The following is a 22,612-nucleotide window of genomic DNA, read 5'->3' on the forward strand; positions in this document are numbered from 1 at the left end:
CAACAACCAACCGATTGTATGGTTGCAGTCTGCAAGCAACATCGTGGCGAGGAACCCCCGTGCCCATCACCCCCCAGACCCGTGACCGGCTGACCGCCGGCGTGGCCCGCATCGTCCGGAGCGGGCGGCACCTCAGCGTCCGTGCGGCCGACGCCCTCTACGGCGACCTGCCGTCCTACGGCTGGGCCCTGCTCGTCCCGCTCCAGCAGGACGGCGAGCAGCGCTGCAGCGCGCTGGCCGCCCGGGCGGGCGTGGACGTCTCCGTGGTCAGCCGCCAGCTGGCCGTGCTCGAGCGCTCCGGCTACGTGGCCCGCCGTCCCGACCCGGCCGACGGGCGGGCCAGCCTCGTCTACGTGACCGAGGCCGGCGAGGCCGCCCTCGCCGGCACGAGGGCGCTGCGCTCGGAGTGGGCCGCGACCGCCCTGGCGGACTGGGACGAGCACGACGCCGGCCTGCTCAGCGGCCTGCTGGAGCGCCTCGCCACCGACCTCGACGCCTCCGCCGCAGCAGGCGTCTCCCGGACCGCCTCGTGAGCGGCCCCGCGACGACCCACCCCACCCGCACCGAACCGCCCAGGAGCACCGTGACCAGCACCCTCGAACCCCGCGTCGCGGCAGCCGCCCCGGCCGACGTCGCCCCCGTCGAACAGCAGGGCGGGATGACGCACCGCCAGATCCTCTCGGCGCTGTCCGGCATGTTGCTGGCGATGTTCGTGGCGTTCCTGTCCTCGACCGTCGTCTCCAACGCCCTGCCCACGATCATCACCGAGCTGCGCGGCACGCAGGGCCAGTACACCTGGGTGGTCACCGCGACCCTGCTCGCCTCGACCGCGTCGACGCCGATCTGGGGCAAGCTCGCCGACCTGTTCAGCAAGAAGCTGCTGATCCAGATCTCGATCGTGGTCTTCATCGTCGGCTCGATGCTCGCCGGCCTGTCGCAGTCGGTGGACACCCTCATCGCCTGGCGGGTGCTGCAGGGTCTGGGCCTGGGCGGCGTGCAGGCGCTCATGCAGATCGCGATGGCCGCGATGATCAGCCCCCGCGAGCGCGGCCGGTACTCCGGCCTGATCGGTGCGGTCATGGCCGTGGCCACCGTCGGCGGCCCGCTGATCGGCGGTGTCCTCGTGGACACCAGCTGGCTGGGCTGGCGGTCGGTGTTCTACGTCGGCGTCCCCTTCGCCGTCGTCGCGCTGGTCCTGCTGCAGCGCACGCTGCACCTCCCGGTCACCAGGCGGCAGGTCCGCATCGACTACCTCGGCGCGACCTTCCTGACCGCCGGCGTCTCGGCGCTGCTCATCTGGGTCACCCTGGCCGGCGGCACCTTCCCGTGGTGGTCGATGGAGACGGCGCTGTTCCTCACCGGCGGTGTGCTGGCCATCGTGGCCTTCGTCGTCACCGAGCTGCGGCACCCGGAGCCGATCGTGCCGCTGCGGCTGTTCCGCGACCGGACGACGACGCTGGCGATCGTCGCCAGCATCGCGATCGGTGTGGCGATGTTCGGGTCGTCGGTCTTCCTCGGCCAGTACCTGCAGATCTCCCGCGGCTACTCGCCGACGGCGGCCGGGCTGCTCACCATCCCGATGGTCGCCGGCCTGCTGCTCTCCTCCACCGTCTCCGGCATCCTCATCACCCGCTCCGGCCGGTGGAAGGCCTACCTGGTCGCGGGCTCCGTGCTGGTGGTCGCCGGGTTCGGCCTGCTGTCGACGATCGACCACGAGACGGACATGGTCGTGCTGGGCGTCTTCCTGTTCGTCCTGGGCGTCGGCATCGGCATGACCATGCAGAACCTGGTGCTGGCGGTGCAGAACACCGTGGCCGCCCGCGACCTGGGTGCGGCGAGCTCGGCGGTGGCCTTCTTCCGGAGCCTGGGCGGCACGATCGGCGTCTCGGTGCTCGGCGCGGTGCTCAGCGGCCGGGTCGGCGACCTGATCGCCCAGGGCCTGGCCGGCGTCCCGGGGGCCGAGCAGGCCGCGGCGTCCGGTGAGGTGGGGCTGGCCAGCCTGGCCGACGCGCCGCCGGCGATCCGGACGCTGATCCAGGTGTCCTACGGCGACGCCACCGGGCGCATCTTCGCGATCTCCGCCGCCCTGGCCGTGGTCGCGGTGGTGGTGATCCTGTTCATCCGCGAGGTGGCACTGAGCACCCAGAGTGGTGAGGAGCGGCTGCGCAGCGGCGAGTAGCAGGCAGCCCGCAGACGACGGCGGCCCGTCCCCACCGGGGGACGGGCCGCCGTCGTCTGTGCTGCAGCGGGGCGTCAGCCCTCGAGCGCGGCATCCAGGGTGATCTCGTCGACGCCGGCCAGGGCCTTGCTGACGGGGCAGCCGACCTTGGCGGCCTGCGCGGCCTTCTCGAAGCCGGCGGCGTCCAGGCCCTCCACCTCACCCCGCACGGTGAGGGCGATCCGGGTGATGTGCGGCCCGCCGTCCTTCTGGCCGAGCGTGACGTCGGCGGTGATCTCCAGGGCCTGCGGGGTGCCACCGGCCTTGCCGATCTCGTTGGACAGCGCCATCGCGAAGCAGGCCGAGTGGGCCGCGGCGATCAGCTCCTCGGGGCTGGTGGTGCCGCCGGCGTCCTCGGCCGCGCGCTTGGGGAACGAGACCTCGTACGTGCCGACCTTCGAGCTGGACAGCTCGACCTGGCCGGATCCGTCCTGCAGGGTGCCGTTCCACGCGGTGCGGGCAGTGCGGGTGGGCATGCGTCCTCCTCCGTCTCGGGTGCTGACGGGGCTCGCCCTACCCGGGCCGGTTGCGCGCAACCGTGCCGGTCAGTGTGCGCTGACCCGCGCGGTGACCAGCTGCAGCTTCGACTTGAGCTCGGTGAACTCCTCGCGGTCCAGGTCGAGGGCGCAGATGATCTCGCCGGAGATCGACTCGGCCTTGTCGCGCAGTGCGCGGCCGGCGTCGGTCAGGGCGATGGACACCGAGCGCTCGTCCTCCACCCGGCGGTGTCGGGTCACCAGGCCGGCGGAGGTGAGCCGCTTGAGCAGTGGGGAGAGCGTGCCGCTGTCCAGCGACAGGCGTGCGCCCAGCTGGCCGACGGTCTGGTTGTCGGTCTCCCAGAGCAGCATCATCACGAGGTACTGCGGGTAGGTGAGGCCGATCGCGTCGAGCAGGGGGCGGTAGCGCGCCGTCATCGCCCGGGAGGCGGCGTAGAGCGCGAAGCAGAGTTGGTCCTCGAGGACCGCGCTCGGTGCCGGCAGACGCGTCATCCCCAGGAGTCTAGGCGTCGCGACCAGGCCGCCACGGGGGGTTGCCTGACAACGACCCAGGTGGGTGAGGTCCTCCGGTCCTTGCCCCGGGGGCGCGCAGCGAGGTTGAGTGGAACAGACTCAACCTCGTCCACGTTGGACGGGACGAGAACCACGGCCGAAGCCCGGCCGACCCCACGCGGAGAGGACCGCTGCACCGACCATGCAGAGCAAGCTCACCACCCGTTCGCAGGAGGCGATCGCGGCCGCCCAGCGGCTGGCGGTCGACCGTGGCCAGGCGGCCCTGGAGCCGCTGCACCTGCTCGTCGCCCTGCTCGAGCAGACCGACGGCATCGCCGGTCCCCTGCTCAAGGCCGTGGGCGCCGACGCCTCCGACGTCCGCGCCAAGGCCGAGGCCGCGCTGCGCCGCATGCCCAGTGTCAGCGGCGCCACCGTGCCCGCCCCCTCGCCCTCGCGCGAGCTGCTGCGGGTGCTCAACGCCGCCGGCGAGCAGGCCACCGCGCTGGGCGACGAGTACGTCTCCACCGAGCACCTCCTGGTCGGCCTGGCGAGCTCGGACGGCGAGGCCGCGACGGTGCTGAGCAGCACCGGCGCCACCCGCGACGCGCTGCTGGCCGCCTTCCGCACCGTGCGGGGCAACCGCAAGGTCACCACCGCCGACCCGGAGAGCACCTTCCAGGCCCTGGAGAAGTACGCGGTCGACCTCACCGCCCGGGCCCGCGAGGGCAAGATCGACCCGGTCGTCGGCCGCGACACCGAGATCCGCCGCGTCGTGCAGGTGCTGTCCCGGCGCACGAAGAACAACCCGGTGCTGATCGGCGAGCCCGGTGTCGGCAAGACCGCGATCGTCGAGGGCCTGGCCCAGCGGATCGTCGCCGGCGACGTGCCCGAGAGCCTCAAGGGCAAGCGGCTGATGGCACTGGACCTGGCCAGCATGGTCGCCGGTGCCAAGTACCGCGGTGAGTTCGAGGAGCGGCTCAAGGCCGTCCTGCAGGAGATCACCGAGGCCGAGGGCGAGATCATCACCTTCATCGACGAGCTGCACACCATCGTGGGTGCCGGCGCGACCGGCGACTCCGCCATGGACGCCGGCAACATGATCAAGCCGATGCTGGCCCGCGGTGAGCTGCGCATGGTGGGCGCGACCACGCTCGACGAGTACCGGGAGCACATCGAGAAGGACCCGGCCCTGGAGCGCCGCTTCCAGCAGGTCTTCGTCGGCGAGCCCTCCGTGGAGGACACGATCGGCATCCTGCGCGGCCTCAAGGAGCGCTACGAGGTGCACCACGGCGTCCGGATCACCGACGCCGCGATCGTCGCCGCCGCCACCCTGTCGGACCGGTACGTCACGGCCCGGTTCCTGCCGGACAAGGCCATCGACCTGGTCGACGAGGCCGCCAGCCGGCTGCGCATGGAGATCGACAGCCGGCCGGTGGAGGTCGACGAGGTCGAGCGCGCCGTCCGCCGGCTGGAGATCGAGGAGATGGCGCTGGCCAAGGAGGACGACCCCTCCTCGGTGGAGCGGCTGGCCGCGCTGCGCGCGGACCTCGCCGACAAGCGCCAGCAGCTGGACGAGCTGACCGCTCGCTGGCAGCAGGACAAGGGCGCGATCGTGCGCATCCAGCAAATCAAGGAGGAGCTGGAGCGGGTGCGCCTGGACGCCGAGCGCTTCGAGCGGGACGGCGAGCTGGCCCGCGTGGCCGAGCTGCGCTACGGCCGCATCCCGCAGCTGGAGCGGGCGCTGGCCGACGCCGAGACCTCGGTCGAGGGCGGCGACTCCATGCTCAAGGAGGAGGTCGGCCCCGACGACATCGCCGAGGTCGTGCAGGCCTGGACCGGCATCCCCGCGGGCCGGCTGCTGGAGGGCGAGACCCAGAAGCTGCTGCGGATGGAGGACGAGCTCGGCCGGCGGGTGGTCGGCCAGCCCGACGCCGTCCGCGCCGTCTCCGACGCCGTCCGCCGGGCCCGCTCCGGCGTGGCCGACCCCGACCGGCCGACCGGGTCCTTCCTCTTCCTCGGCCCCACCGGCGTCGGCAAGACCGAGCTGGCCAAGGCGCTGGCGGAGTTCCTGTTCGACGACGAGCGGGCGATGGTCCGCATCGACATGAGCGAGTACTCCGAGAAGCACTCGGTCGCGCGACTGGTCGGCGCCCCGCCCGGCTACGTCGGCTACGAGGCCGGCGGGCAGCTCACCGAGGCGGTGCGGCGGCGGCCCTACACGGTCGTGCTGCTCGACGAGGTGGAGAAGGCCCACCCGGACGTGTTCGACGTCCTGCTGCAGGTGCTCGACGACGGCCGGCTCACCGACGGCCAGGGCCGCACCGTCGACTTCCGGAACACCATCCTGATCCTCACGTCCAACCTCGGCTCGCACGTGATCGCCGACCAGTCGGTGGAGGAGGAGCGGCGCCGGCAGGCGGTGCTCGAGGTGGTCCGGCAGCACTTCAAGCCGGAGTTCCTCAACCGGCTGGACGACGTCGTGGTGTTCCGGGCCCTGGGCAGCGAGGAGCTGGCCGGCATCGTCGACATCCAGGTCGGCGTCCTGGCCCGGCGGCTGGCCGCCCGCCGCCTCACGCTGCGGGTCACCGACGCCGCCCGGGACTGGCTGGCGATCAACGGGTTCGACCCGGTCTACGGCGCCCGGCCGCTGCGCCGGCTGGTGCAGTCGGCGATCGGCGACCAGCTGGCCAAGGCGCTGCTGGCCGGCGACATCCGGGACGGCGACGAGGTCGTCGTCGACGCGCCGGACGACCTCGCCGTCGAGGGGCTGGTCGTCCGCCGCGGCTGACGCCCCTGCACGGCGACAGGCCCGCCGTCCACCCGGACGGCGGGCCTGTCGGATCTACCGATCCGGTCTCGAAACGCCGGGAGAGCTGGTCCGGCACCGGACGGTGGGTGACCATCTGCGCCGACACAGGGGACGAGCTCGGGAGCGCAGATGACGTCAGGGCAGGGTGGCCAGGGTGGGTGGGGCGCTCAGGAACCCCCGCAGGGCGGCCAGGGTGGGTGGGGCGCACCGGAGCCCCAGCAGGGCTGGCAGCCGCCGCCCCCGCCGCCGGGCTGGCAGTCGCCGCAGCAGGGCTGGCAGACCCCGCCGGGGCAGTACGGCTACGCCCCCGCGCCGTCGGCCCCCGGGCACGCACCGCAGGAGGCGCCGCCGCGTCCCGACACCGTGCGCTTCGGGGTCGGGGCCTTCGTCGCCAACCTGCTCATCGGCCTGGTCGGCTCGATCGTCACCTTCGCCAGCATCGACAGCCTGCTCGACGCCGAGCTGGCGCAGCAGGGCGTCACGGTCTCCGAGGACGCCGTCCAGGCCGTCCTGACCGTCAGCGCCGTCATCGGGCTGCTCTTCGTGGCGCTCGAGGCGCTGTTCATCTGGTTCGCGTGGAACGGCCGCAACTGGGCCCGGATCATCCTGTTCGTGCTGGGCGGGCTCGGCATCATCGGCGGCCTGTCCGCGCTGGCGCAGCCGACGACCGGCTTCCTCTCCGCCCTCTCGGTCTGCCAGATGCTGGTGGTCATCGCCGGCGTCGTGCTGCTGGCCCGGCCGCCGTCGAGCGAGTGGTACCGGGCCATGGGCTGGCGTCGCGCCGCCGGCCTGCGCTGACGACGGGGTCCGGCCCCGGCGTGCCGTCGCGGTGCGCCCGGGGCCGCGCCGGCCGCGGGGTCACCCGGGGGTCCGGGGAGAATGGCCGGCGGTCGACTGCGAAGGAGCTCCACCCGTGACGCACACCCCCGCCCGCGGCGTCCTGCTCGCCGCCGCGACGGCGCTGGCCGTCCCGCTGGCCGCCTGCGGCTCCGGGGGCTCGGCGGAGGACGCCGCCCCGGCGACCGGCTCCCCGGCCGCGACCACCTCGGCGGCCCCGGCCGCGACCGGGCCGATCGGCACCGGGTGCGGGGCGTTCCCGCCCGAGGGCCAGGGCAGCATCGCGAGCATGGCCGGCGCCCCGCTGGCCACCGCGGTCGCCGGCGCCCCGCCGCTGTCCAACCTCATGGTCACGGTGCACGCGGCGACCCTGGTCGACCCGCTCAACACGACGCAGGACATCACCGTCCTCGCGCCGATCAACCAGGCCTACGAGGCGGTGCCGGCCGAGACGCTGGAGCCGCTGCTGGCCGACACCCCGCGCCTGACCGAGCTGGTCACCCACCACGTCATCCCCGGGCGGCTGGCCCCGGAGCAGCTGGCCGGCACGCACGCCACGCTCAGCGGCGAGCCGGTCACCATCGAGGGCTCCGGCGGGTCGTTCACGATCAGCGCCGACCAGACCCTCGTCGGCACCACCGCCGCCACCGTGGTCTGCGGCAACCTGCCGACGGCGAACGCGACGGTCTACGTCATCGACCAGGTGCTCACCCCGCCGGCCTGAGCGGCCGGGCCGCCCCGCCGGGTCCCGGGACGTGACAGAGCCCCGTCGGGGCCGTCAGTAGGGTCGGGCCCATGACGGCCCCCGCCACCCTGCCCGACCGCCACCGCCTGCTCGAGCTGATCGTCGAGCTCGCCGTGGTGCAGGGGCGGGTCACGCTGTCGTCCGGGCAGGAGGCCGACTGGTACATCGACATGCGCCGGCTGACGCTGCACCACGAGGGCGCGCCCCTGGTGGGCCGGGTGATGCGCCAGCTGACCGGCGACCTGCGCTACGACGTCGTCGGGGGGCTCACCCTCGGCGCCGACCCGGTGGCCACGGCGATGCTGCACGCGGCCGCCGCGGGGGAGGGCGGCCTGGACGCCTGCGTGGTGCGCAAGGCCGGCAAGGCGCACGGCCTGCAGCGGCGGATCGAGGGGCCGGACGTCGCCGGGCGCAGCGTGCTCGTGGTCGAGGACGTGTCCACCACCGGCTCCAGCCCGCTGACCGCGGTCGAGGCGCTGCGCGAGGCCGGCGCCGAGCCGGTCGCGGTCGCGGTCATCGTCGACCGGGGCGGGCGCGCCGCGGTCGAGGAGGCGGGCCTGGAGTACCGCGCCGCCTTCACCCTCGCCGACCTCGGCCTGGACTGAGGCCCCCGCCCGCGGGCCCGCGGCGAGCCTCTGGACGCAGCCGCACCACGTACGGTGTGACGATGACCACGGTGACGACGGCGTGGGCGGCCGAGCTGGCCGATGCCCTGGGCGCCGACAGCGTGCTGACCGATCCCGACGTCACCGCCGCCTACGCGCGCGACCAGGCGATGCTCGCCGAGGCCGGGACGCCGGCGGCCGTCGTCCTCCCCCGCAGCACCGCCGACGTCGTCGCGGTCATGCGGATCGCCTCGCGGCACGGGGTCCCGGTCGTGCCCCGGGGAGCCGGCTCGGGCCTGGCCGGGGCCAGCAACGCCGTCGACGGCGCGATCACGCTGGTCATGACCCGCATGGACGCCGTCCTGGAGGTCTCCCCGGCCGACCGCCTGGCCGTCGTCCAGCCCGGCGTGGTGAACAAGGCGCTGCGCGACGCGGTCGCCGGGGCCGGGCTGTTCTACCCGCCGGACCCCTCCAGCTACGACTGGTGCACGATCGGCGGCAACCTGTCCACCAACTCCGGCGGGCTGTGCTGCGTCAAGTACGGCGTCACCACCGACTACGTGCTCGGCCTGGAGGTCGTGCTCGTCGACGGGCGGGTCCTGCGCACCGGACGCCGCACCGTCAAGGGCGTCGCGGGCTACGACCTGGCCCGCCTGTTCGTCGGCTCGGAGGGCACCCTCGGCGTCATCACCGAGGCGACGCTGGCCCTGCGGCCGGCCCCGCAGCGGCCGGTCACCCTCGTGGCCACCTTCGCCACGACCGCCCAGACCGGCCAGGTCGTCGAGCGGGTGGTCACCAGCGGCCTGGTCCCGAGCCTGCTGGAGGTCATGGACAACACCTGCATCTGCGCCGTCGACGACCTGCTGCGCGCCGACCTCGACCGCGGCGCCCACGCGCTGCTGGTGGCCCAGTCCGACACCGGCGGTGAGGCCGCGGTCCGGGAGATCGAGGCGCTGGCCCAGCTGTGCCGGGACGCCGGTGCCGACCTCGTGCACACCACCGACGACCCCGCCGAGGGCGACCTGCTGCTGGCCGCCCGGCGGATGGCGCTGCCGGCGCTGGAGCAGCTGGGCAGCACGCTCATCGACGACGTCGCCGTCCCCCGCTCGCGGATCGCCCAGTTCCTCGACGGCTGCGACACCATCGCCGCCGAGCGCGGGCTCACCATCGGCGTCGTCGGGCACGCCGGCGACGGCAACATGCACCCGACGATCTGCTTCGACCCCACCGACACCGACCAGCGCGACCGCGCGTTCGCCGCCTTCGACGACATCCTCGAGCTCGGGCTCTCCCTCGGCGGCACGATCACCGGCGAGCACGGCGTCGGCGCGATCAAGGTCGACTGGCTGGAGCGGGAGATCGGTCCGGTGTCGCTGGAGGTGCACCGGTCGATCAAGGCCGCCCTCGACCCGCAGGGGCTGCTCAACCCCGGCAAGGTGCTGCGCCGGCTGACACGCTGACCCCATGGGTGCAGACCGGCTCCTGGTCATCGGCGGGGACGCCGCAGGCATGTCCGCGGCGGCGCAGGCCCGCCGGCTGCGGCCGGCCGAGGACCTCGCCATCACGGTGCTGGAGCAGGGGCCCGACGTCTCCTACTCCGCGTGCGGCATCCCCTACTGGGTCGGCGACGTGGTCCCCGACCGGGACCTGCTGATCGCCCGCACCCCGCACGAGTTCACCGCCCAGGACATCGAGGTCCGCACCGGCACCCGGGCGGAGGCGATCGACCTGGACGCCGGCACGGTGCGCACCGCCGGCGGGGAGACGCTGGGCTACGACCACCTGCTGCTCGCCACCGGCGGCCGCCCCCTGCGCCCGCCGGTGCCCGGCCTGGACGCAGCCGGCGTGCACGGGGTGCACCGGCTGGCCGACGGCGCCGCCATCCGTGCCGCCGTCGCCGCCGGCGCCCGCCGCGCCGTCGTGCTGGGCGGCGGCTACATCGGCCTGGAGATGGCCGACGTGCTGCACGCCCGCGGGGTGGCGGTGACCGTCGTCCTCGCCGACCCCCTGCCCATGGCGCTGCTGGACGCGGACATGGGGGAGCGGGTGTGCAAGGCCATCGGCGACATGGGCATCGACGTCCAGCCCAACCAGCCGGTGCGCGAGATCGAGACCGACGCCGACGGCGTGGTGCGCGCGGTCCGCACCGACGCCGGCAGCTACCCCTGTGACCTCGTCGTCCTCGGGCTCGGCATGGGCCCGGAGGTGACCCTCGCCCGCGAGGCCGGCCTGCGACTGGGCGAGACCGGTGCGATCGAGGTCGACCGCACGCAGCGCTCCCGCTCGCACCCGGAGGTGTTCGCCGCCGGCGACTGCGTGCAGACGTTCCACCGGCTCACCGGGGAGCCGGCGCACGTCGCCCTGGGCACCCACGCCAACAAGCAGGGCCGGGTCGTGGGCTCGGTGGTCGGCGGGCGGGCGGCCCGCTTCGCCGGGGTGCTCGGCACCGCCCTCACCGGGATCGGTGGGCTGGAGATCGCCCGCACCGGGCTGTGCACCACCCAGGCGGAGGCGGCCGGCTACGACGTCCGCACCGAGACGATCGAGGGGACGACGCGGGCCGGGTACTTCCCCGGCGCCGAGCCGATCGCGGTGAAGCTGGTCAGCGACCGCGGGTCCGGGGAGCTGCTCGGCGCGCAGGTCGTGGGCGGCACGGGCAGCGGCAAGCGGATCGACGTCCTGGCCACCGCCATCTGGGCCGGCCTGACCGCCGAGGAGTTCGCCGGCTCCGACCTCTCCTACGCCCCGCCGTTCTCCCCGGTCCACGACCCGGTGCTCGTCGCCGCGCGGGTCGCCAGCCGGGCGGAGCGGGGGTGACCGCCGGGGGCGAGGTCCGCGGCGCGGACTGGTACGGCGACGACCTCTCCGGCCAGGAGCACACCGGGGTCACCTTCAGCGGCGTGGACCTGTCGGAGACGACCGACGACGGCGCGGTCTTCACCGACTGCGTGTTCCGCGACTGCCGGTTCACCCTCTCCACCCACACCGACGCGGCGTTCCTGAACTGCACGTTCACCGGTTGCTCGTTCTCCCAGGCGGCCTTCACCGGCTGCAAGCTGGTCGGCTCCCGGTTCGAGCGCTGCGGCTTCGCCCTGCTCACCGTCACCGGCGGCGACTGGTCGTTCGCCGGCCTGGCGGGCGCGGACCTGGCGAAGACCACGCTCACCGGCGTGCGCATGCGGGAGGCCGACCTCACCGGGGTGCGCGCCGCCGGGGCGACGCTGCGGGACCTCGACCTCTCCGGTGCCGAGTGGCACGGGGCCGACCTCTCCGGTGCCGACCTGCGCGGCAGCGACCTCACCGGGGTCGACCCGCGGGAGGTGGAGCTGGCCGGTGCACGGGTCGGCGTCGTCCAGGCGGTCGTCCTGGTGACCGCGCTCGGGCTGCGGGTGGAGCCCGGAGGGGTGTAGCGGGTGTCGCGGGCCCCGGGCGCGGCGGGATACTGGCCGCCAGCAAGCGCCGATCCCGACGCAAGGAGTGCCTCGCATGCCCATCGCGACCCCTGAGGTCTACGCCGACATGATCAGCCGGGCCAAGGAGGGCGGCTTCGCCTACCCGGCGATCAACTGCACCTCGTCCGAGACGATCAACGCGGCTCTGCGCGGCTTCGCCGACGCCGGCAGCGACGGCATCATCCAGTTCTCCACCGGCGGCGCGGAGTTCGGCTCGGGCACCCGGGTCAAGGACATGGTCACCGGTGCGGTCGCGCTGGCCGAGTTCGCCCACGTCGTCGCCGAGAAGTACCCGGTCAACGTCGCGCTGCACACCGACCACTGCCCCAAGGACAAGCTCGACGGCTACGTGCGCCCGCTGATCGCGCTGTCCAAGGCGCGGGTGGACGCCGGCCAGGCCCCGCTGTTCCAGTCGCACATGTGGGACGGCTCGGCGATCGACCTCGACGAGAACCTGCACATCGCCGAGGAGCTGATCGAGAAGTCGGCCGCGGCCAAGCTGGTGCTCGAGGTCGAGATCGGCGTCGTCGGCGGTGAGGAGGACGGCGTCGCCCACGACATCAACGAGAAGCTCTACACCGCCGAGGGCGACTTCGTCGCGACCGCCAAGGCGCTCGGCCTGGGGGAGAAGGGCGTCTACCTGCTCGCCGCCACCTTCGGCAACGTGCACGGGGTCTACAAGCCCGGCAACGTCAAGCTCCGCCCCGAGATCCTCAAGCAGGGCCAGGACGTCGTCACCAAGGAGTTCGGCCTGGCCGAGGGCAGCAAGCCGTTCAACCTGGTCTTCCACGGCGGCTCCGGGTCGGCGCAGGAGGAGATCCGCGAGGCGCTCTCCTACGGCGTGGTGAAGATGAACGTCGACACCGACACCCAGTACGCCTTCACGCGGCCCATCGCCGGGCACATGTTCACCAACTACGACGGCGTCCTCAAGGTCGACGGCGAGGTCGGCAACAAGAAGACCTACGACCCGCGCAGCTACCTCAAGGCCGCCGAGACCGGCATGGCCGCCCGCGTCGTCCAGGCGTGCGAGGACCTCCTGTCCGCCGGCCAGTCGCCGAGCGCCTGATGAGCCACTCGCACCAGAACCTCCTCGGCGAACCGCCGGCCACGCTGCTGCCGGCCCACCCCGAGGCCGAGGCCGAGCTCGCGGCCGGCAGCACGCCGGCCGAGGTCGCCGCGCACCACCCGACGGTGAGCGCGGCGTGGGCGGCGCTGGCCGAGGAGGCACTGAACCGGCCCGAGCGGGCGCTGGGCGACACCATCGAGGCCTACGCCTACGCCCGCACCGGCTACCACCGCGGCCTGGACGCGCTGCGCCGCAACGGCTGGAAGGGCTACGGCCCGGTGCCGTGGTCGCACGAGCCCAACCGGGGCTTCCTGCGCTGCGTGACGGTGCTCGCTCGCGCCGCCGAGGCGATCGGCGAGACCGCCGAGCAGGAGCGCCTCACCGAGCTGCTGCGCGACTGCGACCCCAGCCTCGCCGCCTGACCGCGTCCCCGAGGGGCAGCCGCCGCTGCCCCTCGGGGGACGGGGTCTCAGCCCAGCACCTGCCAGCCGAGGCGGACGACGAGCACCCCGACGACGACGAGGAAGACGACGCGGACGAAGCGGCTGCCCGCACCCACGGCCGTCCGGGCACCGAGGTAGCCGCCGGCCAGGTTGGCCACGCCCATGACCAGGCCCAGCGTCCACAGCACCGACCCGTCGAGGGCGAAGACGACCAGCGCGCCGACGTTGGTGGCCAGGTTGACGATCTTGGCGGTCGCGCTCGCCTCGAGGAACGCGAAGCCGAGCAGCCCCACCAGCGCGAAGACCAGGAAGGCGCCGGTGCCGGGGCCGGCGATGCCGTCGTAGAACCCGATCGCCGCCCCGACGACGCCGGCGACGACCGTGTGCCGGTGGCCGCTGAACCGCAGCTCGGTGACGTCGCCGAGGCGGGGCCGCACCAGCGTGTAGACCGCCACCACGACCAGGGCCACCAGCACGACGGGCTCGAGCACGCCGTCGGGCACCGCGGCGGCCGACAGCGCACCCGCGGCGGAGCCGAGCGCCGCCACCGCGGCCATGGGCGCCGCCGTCGCCAGCCCCGGCCGCACCCGCCGGTAGTAGGTGGCCGCGCTGGTCGCCGTCCCCATGGCACTGGAGATCTTGTTGGTGGCCAGCGCCTGGACGGTCTCCATGCCCGGCACCAGCAGGAGTGCGGGCAGCTGGATCAGCCCGCCACCGCCGACCACCGCGTCGATCCAGCCGGCGGCGAAGGCGGCGAGCACCAGGAGGACCAGGGTGACCGCGCCCAGCGAGCCGAGGGTGGTCGCGGTCATGCGGGCGGCTCCCGGGGCGCACGGAGGACCGGGCCGCCCGGTTCCCGGCGCCGCCCGAGCAGCCCCTGCAGCCTCTCACCCGCCGCCGGACGCCGGGCGACGGGCCGGGGCACACCGGCGACGTTGTCGTCCGGGAGGACGACGATGGAGCCGTGGAGCACTCGCCGAAGGCCGTCATCGACCGGCTGCGGGCCCTGCTGCTCGCCGTCCACGGGGCACTGTCCGCCGGCGTCCGGGTCAGCGCGGCCATCCACGCCGAGCGCGGCTGGAACCCCTCGGCCGACCGCCACCTGGACCACCAGCTCGTCCGCCGCGAGGCGATGGAGCGGCTCCGGCCCTGGGGCGCGGCTCCGGACGACGAGGCCGGCCCGTGGCTGACCCGCCAGCTGGAGCTCACCGACACCGGCACCGACAACCTGGGCCTGCCGATGAGCGGGCTGCTGCTGCGCACCCCCACCGACGTCCTGCGGGTCTGGCGCTCCGACGACGGCGAGCTGCCCGCGGCCGCGACCGAGGGGCTGCGCGCCTTCTACCGGCAGGCCCCCAGCCGCCAGCTGCAGCTGGACCTCGACGACCGGTCCGGCGCGCCCCGCCCGGCACCCGGGCACCTGGCCCTGCTGTGGGCCGACGCCGGCGCCGTCCTCACCCGCTTCGACCTCGTGCGTCCCGGCGGGCACGCCGGCCGGCGGGTGCAGGTCGACTGGCACGTCGACCTGCTGGAGCGCCTGGTCCGCCCCGCCGCCTGACCGCCGGGACCCTCAGACGCCGGCGGTCTCGCGCGACCGCCCCGGTTCCTGCGGGACTCCTCCCCAGACGTGGGGCCGCGTCCACCGGGGACGGGTGCATCACGCTCCGTGACCGCTCGACGTGCGCTTTTCCCGGCCGGCGCCTACGCTCCGTTCCCGGTGTCCACTCGGGACGCCCGTCACCGGAGGTGCTGCATGGCAACGCTTCTCTGGATCCTCGCCGTCGTCCTCGTGGTCGCCGGCATCGTCGCACTCCTGCGCAGGCAGCTGCTGTGGGGCATCGTGCTCATCGTCGTGGGCCTGCTCGTCGGCCCGGGCGGGGTGAGCGTCTTCACCTGAGCGGCACCCGGGGCCCGGGCTCAGCGCTCGTCGAGCTCCGGGTGCAGCTCGCGCAGCCGGGCGGTGAGCGAGGTCAGCTCGTCGCCGCCGGCCATGAGGCGCGTGAGGACGTCGGCGTCGACGTCCTCACGCGTCAGGTCGCCGGCCACGGAACCGTGCGCGAGGAGCAGGAAGCGGTCGCCGACGAGGTGGGCGTACCGCGGGTTGTTCGTGACCACCACGATCGCCAGCCCCCGCGCGCGGGCGGTCAGCACGGCCCGGCCCACCAGGGTGTGCTGCTGCATCGTCATGGGCGCGGTCGGCTCGTCGACCACCAGCGCCCGGACGCCGAAGTGCAGCGCGCGGGCGATCGCCAGCGTCTGCCGCTCCCCGGCGCGCAGCGCCGAGGCCGGCTGGTCCGGGTCGATGCCCGGGACGCCGACCTGCGCCATGGCGCGCACGGTCGTCTCCCGCGCCGTCGCGAGGTCCAGCCTCCGCAGCGGCCAGGGCCCCCGGGTGGGCTCCGCGCCGAGGAAGAAGTTGCGCCACACCGACAGCAGCGGCGCCACGGCGAGGTCCTGCCACACGGTGGCGATCCCGGCGGCGCGCGCGGCCCTGGGCGACCGGAAGCGCACCGGCCGGCCGTCGAACCGCAGCTCCCCCTCGTCGTACCGGCACAGGCCCGACAGCATCGCCACCAGCGTGGACTTGCCGGACCCGTTCTCGCCCAGCACGCAGGTGATCTCCCCGGGGCGGAACGCCGCGTTGACCCGGGCCAGCGCCGCCACGCTGCCGTGGTGGACGCTGAGGCCCCGCAGCTCCAGCACCGGGGCGGGGCGGTCGGCCGGCTCGCTCACGACCGCGGCACCGCCCTCAGCCGGCCCCGGACGACACCGTTGGCGAGCAGGGCCACCAGCAGCAGCACCCCGAGGAAGACCTCGAACCAGCGGGCGTCCCACCCGGCCAGCACCACCCCCTGCCGCGCGGTGGCGTAGACCAGCGCACCGACCGCGGCGCCGACCGCCGAGCCGTACCCACCGGTGAGCAGGCAGCCCCCGATGACGGCGACCACGATGAAGGTGATCGCCGTCCCGAGGCCGGTGCTGGCCTGCACCCCGCCGATGCGCACCACGCCGAAGGTGCCGATCAGCCAGCCGGCCGCCGCGGTGCAGCAGTACAGGGCGACCGTCGTCCGGCGATCGGCGACGCCGAGCTCACGGGCGGCACGGCGGGCGCCGCCGACGGCGAACACTCCGTTGCCGAAGCGGGTGCGCCACAGCACCCAGGACGCCCAGGCGGTGAGCAGCACCCACCACAGCAGCGAGATGCGGAACCGCCCGTCGCCCACCTGCACCGTCGACCCGAACACCGCCGTCGCCGACGACCAGCCGGGGGCGCCGCCGAGTCCGTCGATGCGCACCGAGCGGGTGAGCGACGCGGTGCCGGCCAGGGCGACACCCTGCAGCACCAGGAACGTGGCCAGGGTGACCAGGAAGCTCGGCAGCCCCGTGGTGACCACCAGCCAGCCGTTCACCAGCCCCACCAGCAGCGCGGCCGCCAGCGACCCGGCGAGGGCGGGCCAGGTGCTCCAGCCGGCCTCGGTGACCAGCAGGCCGGTGACCAGGGCGCTGCCGACGGAGACCATGCCGATCGACAGGTCGAAGTGGCCCGACACCAGCAGCAGCGCGACCGCGACCCCGCCGATGCCGATCAGCGCGGCGGAGTCCAGGGCACTGGCCAGCCCACCGGTGCTGAGCAGGTGCGGCGCCTGCGGGACGAAGAACAGCAGGACGACGGCCAGCCCCACGAACGCCGCCAGGCTCGGGCGGGCCAGTGCCCGGTCGAGCAGCCGTCGCCCCCGGGCCGGGGCCAGGGCGGCGTGGGGCCCGAACGAGGGCAGTCCGTCGGCGGTCACCGGCGGGCACGGGACGTCGGCAGCGGGGCCTCCTCGACCAGAGACGTGCCCACAGTGTCCACGACACGCCGGGAGGCCCAGCAGTACCCCGCGCCCCGCAGTTCAGGGGCGCAGCCGCCAGCGCACCCGGTGGTCGGCGTACCAGGTCCAGCGGCTGACCGGCCGCGGGTAGGGGACGCCGTCGCGCACGACCCGGGCCGGGTCGCAGGCGATCTGCACCGCGCGCCCCGTGGTGCGCCGCGCCGGTCGCAGCGGCAGCGTCATGACGGCGACCCCGAGGGTGTCCACCTCCCGCCACTCGGGCCGGACGTCGATGCGCGTGATGATCCCGTCGGCGACCTTGGCCGCGTCGTTGTGCGCCTGCGCCCCGAACCGGCGGGCCAGCGGGCCGCGTCGTCCGGGGTCGGCCGCCTCGACCCGGCCGTGGTGCAGCAGCACGCCGCCGTGGTCGTCGCGCACGAGCCCCAGCTCCCGCTCCTCGCCCGTGCCCACCCCCAGGGCGCGGGCCAGCCCCGTCGATGCGGTGTCGTCGGTGGGCTCCCACGAGACCGGCACCTGCGCGCTCCGACCGGCCTTGTCCAGGGCCGCGAGCACCGCGGCCAGCGCCGGGACCGGGCCCCTGACCAGCACCGCGTCGGCGTCGACCGCCGGTGCGACGGTCTCGCGGGCCGGCGCCTGACCGGGATCGAGGCCGCGCAGGTCGAACCGGACGAGGGACATGCGGATACCCTGCCACCTGCCAGCCGGTCATCCGCCGGTGACGGAGTTCCGAGGGGATCTGAGCGAGCGATGCCGGCAGTCGTGCTGATCGGCGCCCAGTGGGGCGACGAGGGCAAGGGGAAGGCCACCGACCTGCTCGGTGGCCGCGTGCCCTACGTGGTGCGGTACCAGGGCGGCAACAACGCCGGCCACACCGTGATCACGCCCGACGGGGAGCGCTACGCGCTGCACCTGATCCCCTCGGGGATCCTCACGCCGGGCTGCACGCCGGTCATCGGCAACGGCGTCGTCATCGACCCCGAGGTGCTGATCGGGGAGCTGGCCGGCCTCGAGGAGCGGGGTGTGGACACCTCGCGGCTGGTCATCTCGGCCGACGCGCACCTGATCATGCCGCACCACCGCGCGCTGGACCGGGTCACCGAGCGCTTCCTCGGCAAGCGCCGGATCGGCACCACCGGCCGGGGCATCGGCCCCGCGTACGGCGACAAGGTGGCCCGCACCGGCATCCGCGTGCAGGACCTGCTCGACCTGTCCATCCTCCGGCAGAAGCTCGAGGGCACGCTGCAGGAGAAGAACCAGGTCCTGGTCAAGGTCTACAACCGCAAGGCGATCGACGTCGACGAGGTCGTCGAGGAGTACGCCGGGTACGCCGAGCAGCTCAAGCACCGCATCGCCGACACCCGGCTGCTGCTGGCCGACGCCCTCGACGCCGGCGAGTGGGTCCTGCTGGAGGGCTCCCAGGGCACGCTGCTGGACGTCGACCACGGCACCTACCCGTTCGTGACGTCGTCCAGCCCGACCGCCGGCGGGGCCTCCGCCGGGTCGGGCATCGGCCCCACCCGCATCCAGCGGGTCGTGGGCATCCTCAAGGCCTACACGACCCGCGTCGGCTCGGGCCCGTTCCCCACCGAGCTGTTCGACGCCAACGGCGAGTACCTGCGCAAGCAGGGCGGCGAGGTCGGCGTCACGACCGGCCGCGACCGCCGCTGCGGCTGGTTCGACGCCGTCGTGGCCCGCTACGCCAGCCGGGTCAACGGCATCACCGACTACTTCCTCACCAAGCTCGACGTGCTCTCCGGCCTGGAGACGGTGCCGATCTGCGTGGCCTACGACGTCGACGGCGTCCGGCACGACGAGATGCCCATGACCCAGACCGACTTCCACCACGCCACGCCGGTCTACGAGGAGATGCCGGGCTGGTCCGAGGACATCCGGCACTGCCGGACCTTCGACGAGCTCCCGGCCAACGCCCAGGCCTACGTGCGGCGGCTGGAGGAGCTCTCCGGCGCCCGCATCAGCGTCATCGGCGTCGGCCCCGGCCGCGACGAGAACGTCGTCGTCCACGACCTCATCGGGTGAGCGTGGGCTGAGAGCGCCGGCGGTCTGCGCCGGCAGCCCCCGCTACGGGCGGCGGACGGGCGCGAGGGCCGCGCTCTGCAGCTCCGCCCGGGCGCGGACGGCGACCTCGGGGGCGTCGGTGATGACGCCGTCGACGCCGAGCGCCAGCAGCAGCCGGGCCTCGGTCTGCGCGTCGCCGGGGCCGATCGGGTCCTCACCGCGGCGCAGGTGCCGGGGCAGGAAGGCGTTCTCCGGCCGCAGCGTCCACGGCACCACCAGCAGCCCGGCGCGGTGTGCCTGCGCCACGAGGTCGGAGACGCCGGTCAGCGCCTGGTCGGCGTCCCGCAGCAGGATGCGGTGCCGGCTCGGCGCGATGCCCTGCGCGTAGGTGCTCACCTCGCGCAGGCCGGCGGGGGTCACGAGGGCGTCGTCCGCGGCGTCGTCGTCCACCAGCTGGAGCATCGTCGGGCCGGCGTGCCCGAGGTCGGCGCGCAGCTGGCGCAGCGCCGCGGCGTCGAAGGACTGCAGCACGACCGTGCCGTCGGGGGTGGCGGCGCCCAGGCGCCGCAGCTCGGCGGCGACCAGCTCGACCATCGGCAGCCCGTGGTCACTGGCCCAGCTGGGCTTCTTCAGCTCGGCGAGGACGCGCACCGGCCGGCCCGGGGTGGAGCGGAGGCGGGCGATCTCCACGACCTCCGCCAGCGTCAGGACGCCGAAGCGGCCGTCGTAGGTGGTGTTCAGCGGTCGCAGCGCCGGCATGCGCTCGACGGCCCGCAGGGTGCGCAGCTCGGCGAGGGTGAAGTCCTCGGCGAACCAGCCGGTGCGCTCGCGGCCGCCGACCAGCCGGGTGGTCCGGCGGTGCGCGAACTCGGGACGGTCGGCGACGTCGGTGGAGCGGGAGAGCTCGTTCTCGTGCCGGACGACGAGCGCACCGTCCCGGCTGACCACGACGTCGGGCTCGATGAGGTCGGCGCCGAGGTCGATGGCCAGCTCGTAGCTGGCGGCCGTGTGCTCGGGGCGGTACGCGGAGGCGCCGCGGTGGCCGACGACGACGGGACGGGGGAGGCCGGTCGCGGGGCGGAGTGCCAGCGACTCGCTCGCGTGCATGCCTTGAGAACACCCCAGCGACCTGAACAGAACGCGAACGTGCGGAGTCGCGTGCAGCACAATTCGGAGGACGCCGCCCTGACCTGCGCGCCACCATGCGGGGGTGACCGAACTCTCACTCCTGGGCTGGACGCCGGAGCGCGCGGCCGAGCTCCCGCCGGGGTGCGCACCGGGCCGGGTGGCCCGCGTCGACCGCGGCCGGCTGACGGTGCTCACCGCCGACGGCGAGCTGCGGGCCCACCCCGCGGCGGCGCTGCTCGGTGAGGGTGGTCCCGCGGTCGGCGACTGGGTGGCGCTGCGTGGGGAGCTGGCCGTCGCGGTGCTGCCCCGCCGCACGGCGTTCACCCGCGTCGTGGCCGGCCGGACGTCGGCCGAGCAGGTGGTGGCCGCCAACCTCGACGCGGTGCTCGTCGTCGACGCGCTGACCGGCCCGAGGCGGACGCGGCGGGTGGAGCGCTACCTGGCGGTGGCGTGGGGCAGCGGGGCGGTGCCGGTCGTCGTCCTCACCAAGGCCGACCTGTGCGACGACGTGCCGGCCGCCGTACAGGAGGTGGCCGAGGCCGCCCTCGGCGTCGACGTGCTGCCGGTGAGCTCGGTGACCGGCGCCGGCCTCGCCGACGTCGCCGCCCGGATCGGCCCCGGCCGGACGGCGGCGATGGTCGGACCGTCGGGGGTCGGCAAGTCCAGCCTGGCCAACGCGCTGCTGGGCGCGCCGGTGGTCGCGACCGCGGGGGTCCGGGAGAGCGACGGCCGCGGCCGGCACACCACCACCGCCCGCGAGCTGCACCTGCTGCCCGGCGGCGGGCTGCTGGTGGACACCCCCGGCATGCGGGAGCTGGGCCTGGTCGACGACGACGGCATCGACACCGCCTACGCCGACGTCACCGAGCTCGCGGCGCGCTGCCGGTTCCGCGACTGCGGCCACCGCGCCGAGCCCGGGTGCGCGGTCGCGGCGGCGATCGCCGCGGGCCGGCTGGACCCCGCCCGCTACAGCGCCTGGCGCAAGCTGCAGGCCGAGGCCCGGAGACAGGCGCTGCGCTCCGACGCGCGGGCGCGGGCCGCCGAGCACGCCCGGGTGCGCGCCCTGCACCGGGCCCACCGGGCGCAGCCGAACCGCCCGCGCTGAGCCCGGTAGGGTCGCCGGACGTGCGCGTGCTCGTGATCGGCTCCGGTGCCCGGGAGCACGCCCTGTGCGTCGCTCTGCACGACGACCCCGCCGTGACCGCGCTGGCCTGCGCGCCCGGCAACGCCGGCACGCGGGCGGTCGCCGAGGCCGCGCCGGTCGACGTCGCCGACCCGGTCGCCGTGGCCGCCCTGGCCACGGGCTGGGGCGCCGATCTGGTGGTGATCGGGCCCGAGGTGCCGCTGGTGGCCGGCGCCGCCGACGCCGTCCGCGACGCCGGGATCGCCTGCTTCGGCCCGTCCGAGCAGGCCGCCCAGCTGGAGGGCAGCAAGTCCTTCGCCAAGCACGTGATGGCCGCCGCCGGCGTGCCCACCGCCCGGTCCTGGCCGGTCGGCGGCCCGGCGGAGCTGGAGACCGCCCTGGACGAGGCGGGGGCGCCGTACGTGGTGAAGGACGACGGCCTGGCCGCGGGCAAGGGCGTCGTCGTCACCACCGACCGGGCCGCCGCCGTGGCGCACGGCCACCGGGTGCTGGAGGCCGGTGGCGCGGTGCTGGTCGAGGAGTACCTCGACGGTCCCGAGGTGTCGCTGTTCGCCGTCACCGACGGGACGTCGGTGCTGCCGCTGGTCCCGGCCCAGGACGCCAAGCGCCGCGACGACGGCGACGCCGGACCCAACACCGGCGGGATGGGCGCCTACGCGCCGCTGCCCTGGGCGCCGCCGGGCCTGGTCGAGGAGGTGCTGGCCACGGTGCTGCAGCCGACCGTCGACGAGATGGCCCGCCGCGGCGAGCCGTTCAGCGGGCTGCTGTACGCCGGGCTGGCGCTGACCTCCCGCGGGGTGCGGGTGGTGGAGTTCAACGCCCGCTTCGGCGACCCCGAGACGCAGGTCGTGCTGCCCCTGCTGGAGACCCCGCTGGCCGGGCTGCTGCACGCCGCGGCCACGGGCACGCTCGCCGAGCACCCGCCGCTGCGCTGGCGGGACGGTGCGGCGGTCACGGTGGTCGTCGCCGCGGCCGGCTACCCGGAGCGGCCGCGCACCGGCGACCCGATCACCGGGGCGGACGGCGAGGGCGTGCTGCACGCGGGTACCACGGTCGACGCGGACGGGACGGTCCGGTCCGCCGGTGGCCGGGTGCTGGCGGTGACGGCGGTCGGCGACGACCTGGCCGCCGCCCGGCAGCTGGCCTACGAGCGGGTGGCCGGGGTGCGGCTGGCCGACGCGCACTGGCGCACCGACATCGCGCTGGCCGCCGTCGAGGGCCGCATCACCGCTCCCTGAGGGGACAGGCGGTCGCGTCCGGAGCCGTCCACGGTCGGCCCCCTGCAGGGCCCCGCCGCGAGCGTGCGAGTGATGGGGGGCAGGGG

The 22,612-nt window shown here is 74.8% G+C and carries 23 protein-coding genes; 16 read left to right on the forward strand and 7 right to left on the reverse strand.

What is annotated here, in order from left to right:
* The first annotated feature begins 59 nt into the window (after nt 1–59).
* Together ACI79E_RS10880 and ACI79E_RS10885 are read left to right on the forward strand one after the other, a co-directional pair.
* Nucleotides 60–533, forward strand: a complete 474-nt coding sequence (locus ACI79E_RS10880) for a MarR family winged helix-turn-helix transcriptional regulator (protein WP_456932550.1) — start codon at nt 60–62, stop codon at nt 531–533.
* 50 nt (nt 534–583) lie between these two features.
* The gene (locus tag ACI79E_RS10885) at nt 584–2,179 is read left to right on the forward strand and encodes an MDR family MFS transporter (protein ID WP_456932551.1); all 1,596 of its coding nucleotides are present in this window, start codon (nt 584–586) and stop codon (nt 2,177–2,179) included.
* 74 nt (nt 2,180–2,253) lie between these two features.
* Here ACI79E_RS10885 and ACI79E_RS10890 read toward each other — a convergent pair whose 3' ends face one another.
* Complete coding sequence (locus ACI79E_RS10890; protein WP_456932552.1) at nt 2,254–2,694, reverse strand: OsmC family peroxiredoxin; 441 nt, start codon at nt 2,692–2,694, stop codon at nt 2,254–2,256.
* Between the two features lie 69 nt (nt 2,695–2,763).
* Nucleotides 2,764–3,207, reverse strand: coding sequence for a MarR family winged helix-turn-helix transcriptional regulator (locus ACI79E_RS10895; RefSeq protein ID WP_456932553.1), 444 nt, complete (start codon nt 3,205–3,207; stop codon nt 2,764–2,766).
* A 202-nt stretch (nt 3,208–3,409) separates the two neighbouring features.
* Here ACI79E_RS10895 and clpB point away from each other — a divergent pair, with 202 nt between their 5' ends.
* The 9 genes from clpB (at nt 3,410) to ACI79E_RS10940 (ending at nt 13,146) form a co-directional block, all read left to right on the forward strand.
* A complete protein-coding gene (gene clpB, locus ACI79E_RS10900) occupies nt 3,410–5,995 on the forward strand; it encodes an ATP-dependent chaperone ClpB (RefSeq protein WP_456932554.1) in 2,586 nt (861 codons plus the stop codon).
* Nucleotides 5,996–6,145: 150 nt separating this feature from the next.
* The gene (locus ACI79E_RS10905; protein ID WP_456932555.1) at nt 6,146–6,814 is read left to right on the forward strand and encodes a hypothetical protein; all 669 of its coding nucleotides are present in this window, start codon (nt 6,146–6,148) and stop codon (nt 6,812–6,814) included.
* 115 nt (nt 6,815–6,929) lie between these two features.
* Nucleotides 6,930–7,577 (forward strand): fasciclin domain-containing protein, encoded by a 648-nt coding sequence (locus tag ACI79E_RS10910; RefSeq protein ID WP_456932556.1) that lies wholly within the window; start codon nt 6,930–6,932, stop codon nt 7,575–7,577.
* A gap of 71 nt (nt 7,578–7,648) precedes the next feature.
* A complete protein-coding gene (gene pyrE / locus ACI79E_RS10915) occupies nt 7,649–8,203 on the forward strand; it encodes an orotate phosphoribosyltransferase (RefSeq protein ID WP_456932557.1) in 555 nt (184 codons plus the stop codon).
* A gap of 62 nt (nt 8,204–8,265) precedes the next feature.
* A complete protein-coding gene (locus tag ACI79E_RS10920; RefSeq protein WP_456932558.1) occupies nt 8,266–9,663 on the forward strand; it encodes an FAD-binding oxidoreductase in 1,398 nt (465 codons plus the stop codon).
* Nucleotides 9,664–9,667: 4 nt separating this feature from the next.
* Nucleotides 9,668–11,020, forward strand: coding sequence for an FAD-dependent oxidoreductase (locus ACI79E_RS10925; protein ID WP_456932559.1), 1,353 nt, complete (start codon nt 9,668–9,670; stop codon nt 11,018–11,020).
* Entirely contained in the window at nt 11,017–11,613 is a 597-nt protein-coding gene (locus tag ACI79E_RS10930; protein WP_456932560.1) for a pentapeptide repeat-containing protein, read from the forward strand. The genes ACI79E_RS10925 and ACI79E_RS10930 overlap by 4 nt, the downstream gene beginning before the upstream one ends.
* Before the next feature lie 76 nt (nt 11,614–11,689).
* Complete coding sequence (gene fbaA / locus ACI79E_RS10935; protein ID WP_456932561.1) at nt 11,690–12,724, forward strand: class II fructose-bisphosphate aldolase; 1,035 nt, start codon at nt 11,690–11,692, stop codon at nt 12,722–12,724.
* Entirely contained in the window at nt 12,724–13,146 is a 423-nt protein-coding gene (locus ACI79E_RS10940; protein ID WP_456932562.1) for a DUF3151 domain-containing protein, read from the forward strand. Before fbaA ends, ACI79E_RS10940 begins: the two co-directional genes overlap by 1 nt.
* Nucleotides 13,147–13,193: 47 nt before the next feature.
* Here ACI79E_RS10940 and ACI79E_RS10945 read toward each other — a convergent pair whose 3' ends face one another.
* Nucleotides 13,194–13,979, reverse strand: coding sequence for a TSUP family transporter (locus ACI79E_RS10945; RefSeq protein ID WP_456932563.1), 786 nt, complete (start codon nt 13,977–13,979; stop codon nt 13,194–13,196).
* Between the two features lie 152 nt (nt 13,980–14,131).
* Between ACI79E_RS10945 and ACI79E_RS10950 the strand changes: the two genes are divergently transcribed.
* The gene (locus ACI79E_RS10950; RefSeq protein ID WP_456932564.1) at nt 14,132–14,725 is read left to right on the forward strand and encodes a hypothetical protein; all 594 of its coding nucleotides are present in this window, start codon (nt 14,132–14,134) and stop codon (nt 14,723–14,725) included.
* A gap of 195 nt (nt 14,726–14,920) precedes the next feature.
* Complete coding sequence (locus tag ACI79E_RS10955) at nt 14,921–15,064, forward strand: GPGG-motif small membrane protein (protein WP_456932565.1); 144 nt, start codon at nt 14,921–14,923, stop codon at nt 15,062–15,064.
* 20 nt (nt 15,065–15,084) lie between these two features.
* Here the strand turns inward: ACI79E_RS10955 and ACI79E_RS10960 are convergent, their stop codons facing one another.
* The 3 genes from ACI79E_RS10960 to ACI79E_RS10970 all read right to left on the reverse strand — a co-directional run bounded on the left by ACI79E_RS10960 (nt 15,085) and on the right by ACI79E_RS10970 (nt 17,678).
* On the reverse strand, nt 15,085–15,900 hold the full coding sequence (locus tag ACI79E_RS10960; RefSeq protein WP_456932566.1) for an ATP-binding cassette domain-containing protein: 816 nt from the start codon (nt 15,898–15,900) through the stop codon (nt 15,085–15,087).
* Complete coding sequence (locus ACI79E_RS10965; protein ID WP_456932567.1) at nt 15,897–16,958, reverse strand: ABC transporter permease; 1,062 nt, start codon at nt 16,956–16,958, stop codon at nt 15,897–15,899. The genes ACI79E_RS10960 and ACI79E_RS10965 overlap by 4 nt, the downstream gene beginning before the upstream one ends.
* A gap of 102 nt (nt 16,959–17,060) precedes the next feature.
* Nucleotides 17,061–17,678 (reverse strand): hypothetical protein, encoded by a 618-nt coding sequence (locus ACI79E_RS10970; RefSeq protein WP_456932568.1) that lies wholly within the window; start codon nt 17,676–17,678, stop codon nt 17,061–17,063.
* A gap of 69 nt (nt 17,679–17,747) precedes the next feature.
* Between ACI79E_RS10970 and ACI79E_RS10975 the strand changes: the two genes are divergently transcribed.
* Complete coding sequence (locus ACI79E_RS10975; RefSeq protein WP_456932569.1) at nt 17,748–19,037, forward strand: adenylosuccinate synthase; 1,290 nt, start codon at nt 17,748–17,750, stop codon at nt 19,035–19,037.
* 42 nt (nt 19,038–19,079) lie between these two features.
* Here the strand turns inward: ACI79E_RS10975 and ACI79E_RS10980 are convergent, their stop codons facing one another.
* Nucleotides 19,080–20,123 carry a glycerophosphodiester phosphodiesterase family protein gene (locus tag ACI79E_RS10980; protein WP_456932570.1) on the reverse strand — a complete coding sequence of 348 codons (1,044 nt, stop codon included), beginning with the start codon at nt 20,121–20,123 and terminating at the stop codon, nt 19,080–19,082.
* A 103-nt stretch (nt 20,124–20,226) separates the two neighbouring features.
* Here ACI79E_RS10980 and rsgA point away from each other — a divergent pair, with 103 nt between their 5' ends.
* Together rsgA and purD are read left to right on the forward strand one after the other, a co-directional pair.
* Nucleotides 20,227–21,249 carry a ribosome small subunit-dependent GTPase A gene (gene rsgA / locus ACI79E_RS10985; RefSeq protein ID WP_456932571.1) on the forward strand — a complete coding sequence of 341 codons (1,023 nt, stop codon included), beginning with the start codon at nt 20,227–20,229 and terminating at the stop codon, nt 21,247–21,249.
* 20 nt (nt 21,250–21,269) lie between these two features.
* Entirely contained in the window at nt 21,270–22,526 is a 1,257-nt protein-coding gene (gene purD, locus ACI79E_RS10990; protein ID WP_456932572.1) for a phosphoribosylamine--glycine ligase, read from the forward strand.
* The last annotated feature ends 86 nt before the right edge of the window (nt 22,527–22,612 follow it).

Source organism: Geodermatophilus sp. SYSU D00079, from assembly GCF_054050635.1.

Excerpts from the sequence above, each read along its gene's own strand:
- ACI79E_RS10890 (WP_456932552.1), bottom strand. The coding sequence starts at position 2,694 with ATGCCCACCCGCACTGCCCGCACCGCGTGGAACGGCACCCTGCAGGAC.
- ACI79E_RS10895 (WP_456932553.1), bottom strand. The coding sequence starts at position 3,207 with ATGACGCGTCTGCCGGCACCGAGCGCGGTCCTCGAGGACCAACTCTGC.
- clpB (WP_456932554.1), top strand. The coding sequence starts at position 3,410 with ATGCAGAGCAAGCTCACCACCCGTTCGCAGGAGGCGATCGCGGCCGCC.
- ACI79E_RS10905 (WP_456932555.1), top strand. The coding sequence starts at position 6,146 with ATGACGTCAGGGCAGGGTGGCCAGGGTGGGTGGGGCGCTCAGGAACCC.
- pyrE (WP_456932557.1), top strand. The coding sequence starts at position 7,649 with ATGACGGCCCCCGCCACCCTGCCCGACCGCCACCGCCTGCTCGAGCTG.
- ACI79E_RS10920 (WP_456932558.1), top strand. The coding sequence starts at position 8,266 with ATGACCACGGTGACGACGGCGTGGGCGGCCGAGCTGGCCGATGCCCTG.
- ACI79E_RS10925 (WP_456932559.1), top strand. The coding sequence starts at position 9,668 with ATGGGTGCAGACCGGCTCCTGGTCATCGGCGGGGACGCCGCAGGCATG.
- fbaA (WP_456932561.1), top strand. The coding sequence starts at position 11,690 with ATGCCCATCGCGACCCCTGAGGTCTACGCCGACATGATCAGCCGGGCC.
- ACI79E_RS10940 (WP_456932562.1), top strand. The coding sequence starts at position 12,724 with ATGAGCCACTCGCACCAGAACCTCCTCGGCGAACCGCCGGCCACGCTG.
- ACI79E_RS10945 (WP_456932563.1), bottom strand. The coding sequence starts at position 13,979 with ATGACCGCGACCACCCTCGGCTCGCTGGGCGCGGTCACCCTGGTCCTC.
- ACI79E_RS10955 (WP_456932565.1), top strand. The coding sequence starts at position 14,921 with ATGGCAACGCTTCTCTGGATCCTCGCCGTCGTCCTCGTGGTCGCCGGC.
- ACI79E_RS10970 (WP_456932568.1), bottom strand. The coding sequence starts at position 17,678 with ATGTCCCTCGTCCGGTTCGACCTGCGCGGCCTCGATCCCGGTCAGGCG.
- ACI79E_RS10975 (WP_456932569.1), top strand. The coding sequence starts at position 17,748 with ATGCCGGCAGTCGTGCTGATCGGCGCCCAGTGGGGCGACGAGGGCAAG.
- ACI79E_RS10980 (WP_456932570.1), bottom strand. The coding sequence starts at position 20,123 with ATGCACGCGAGCGAGTCGCTGGCACTCCGCCCCGCGACCGGCCTCCCC.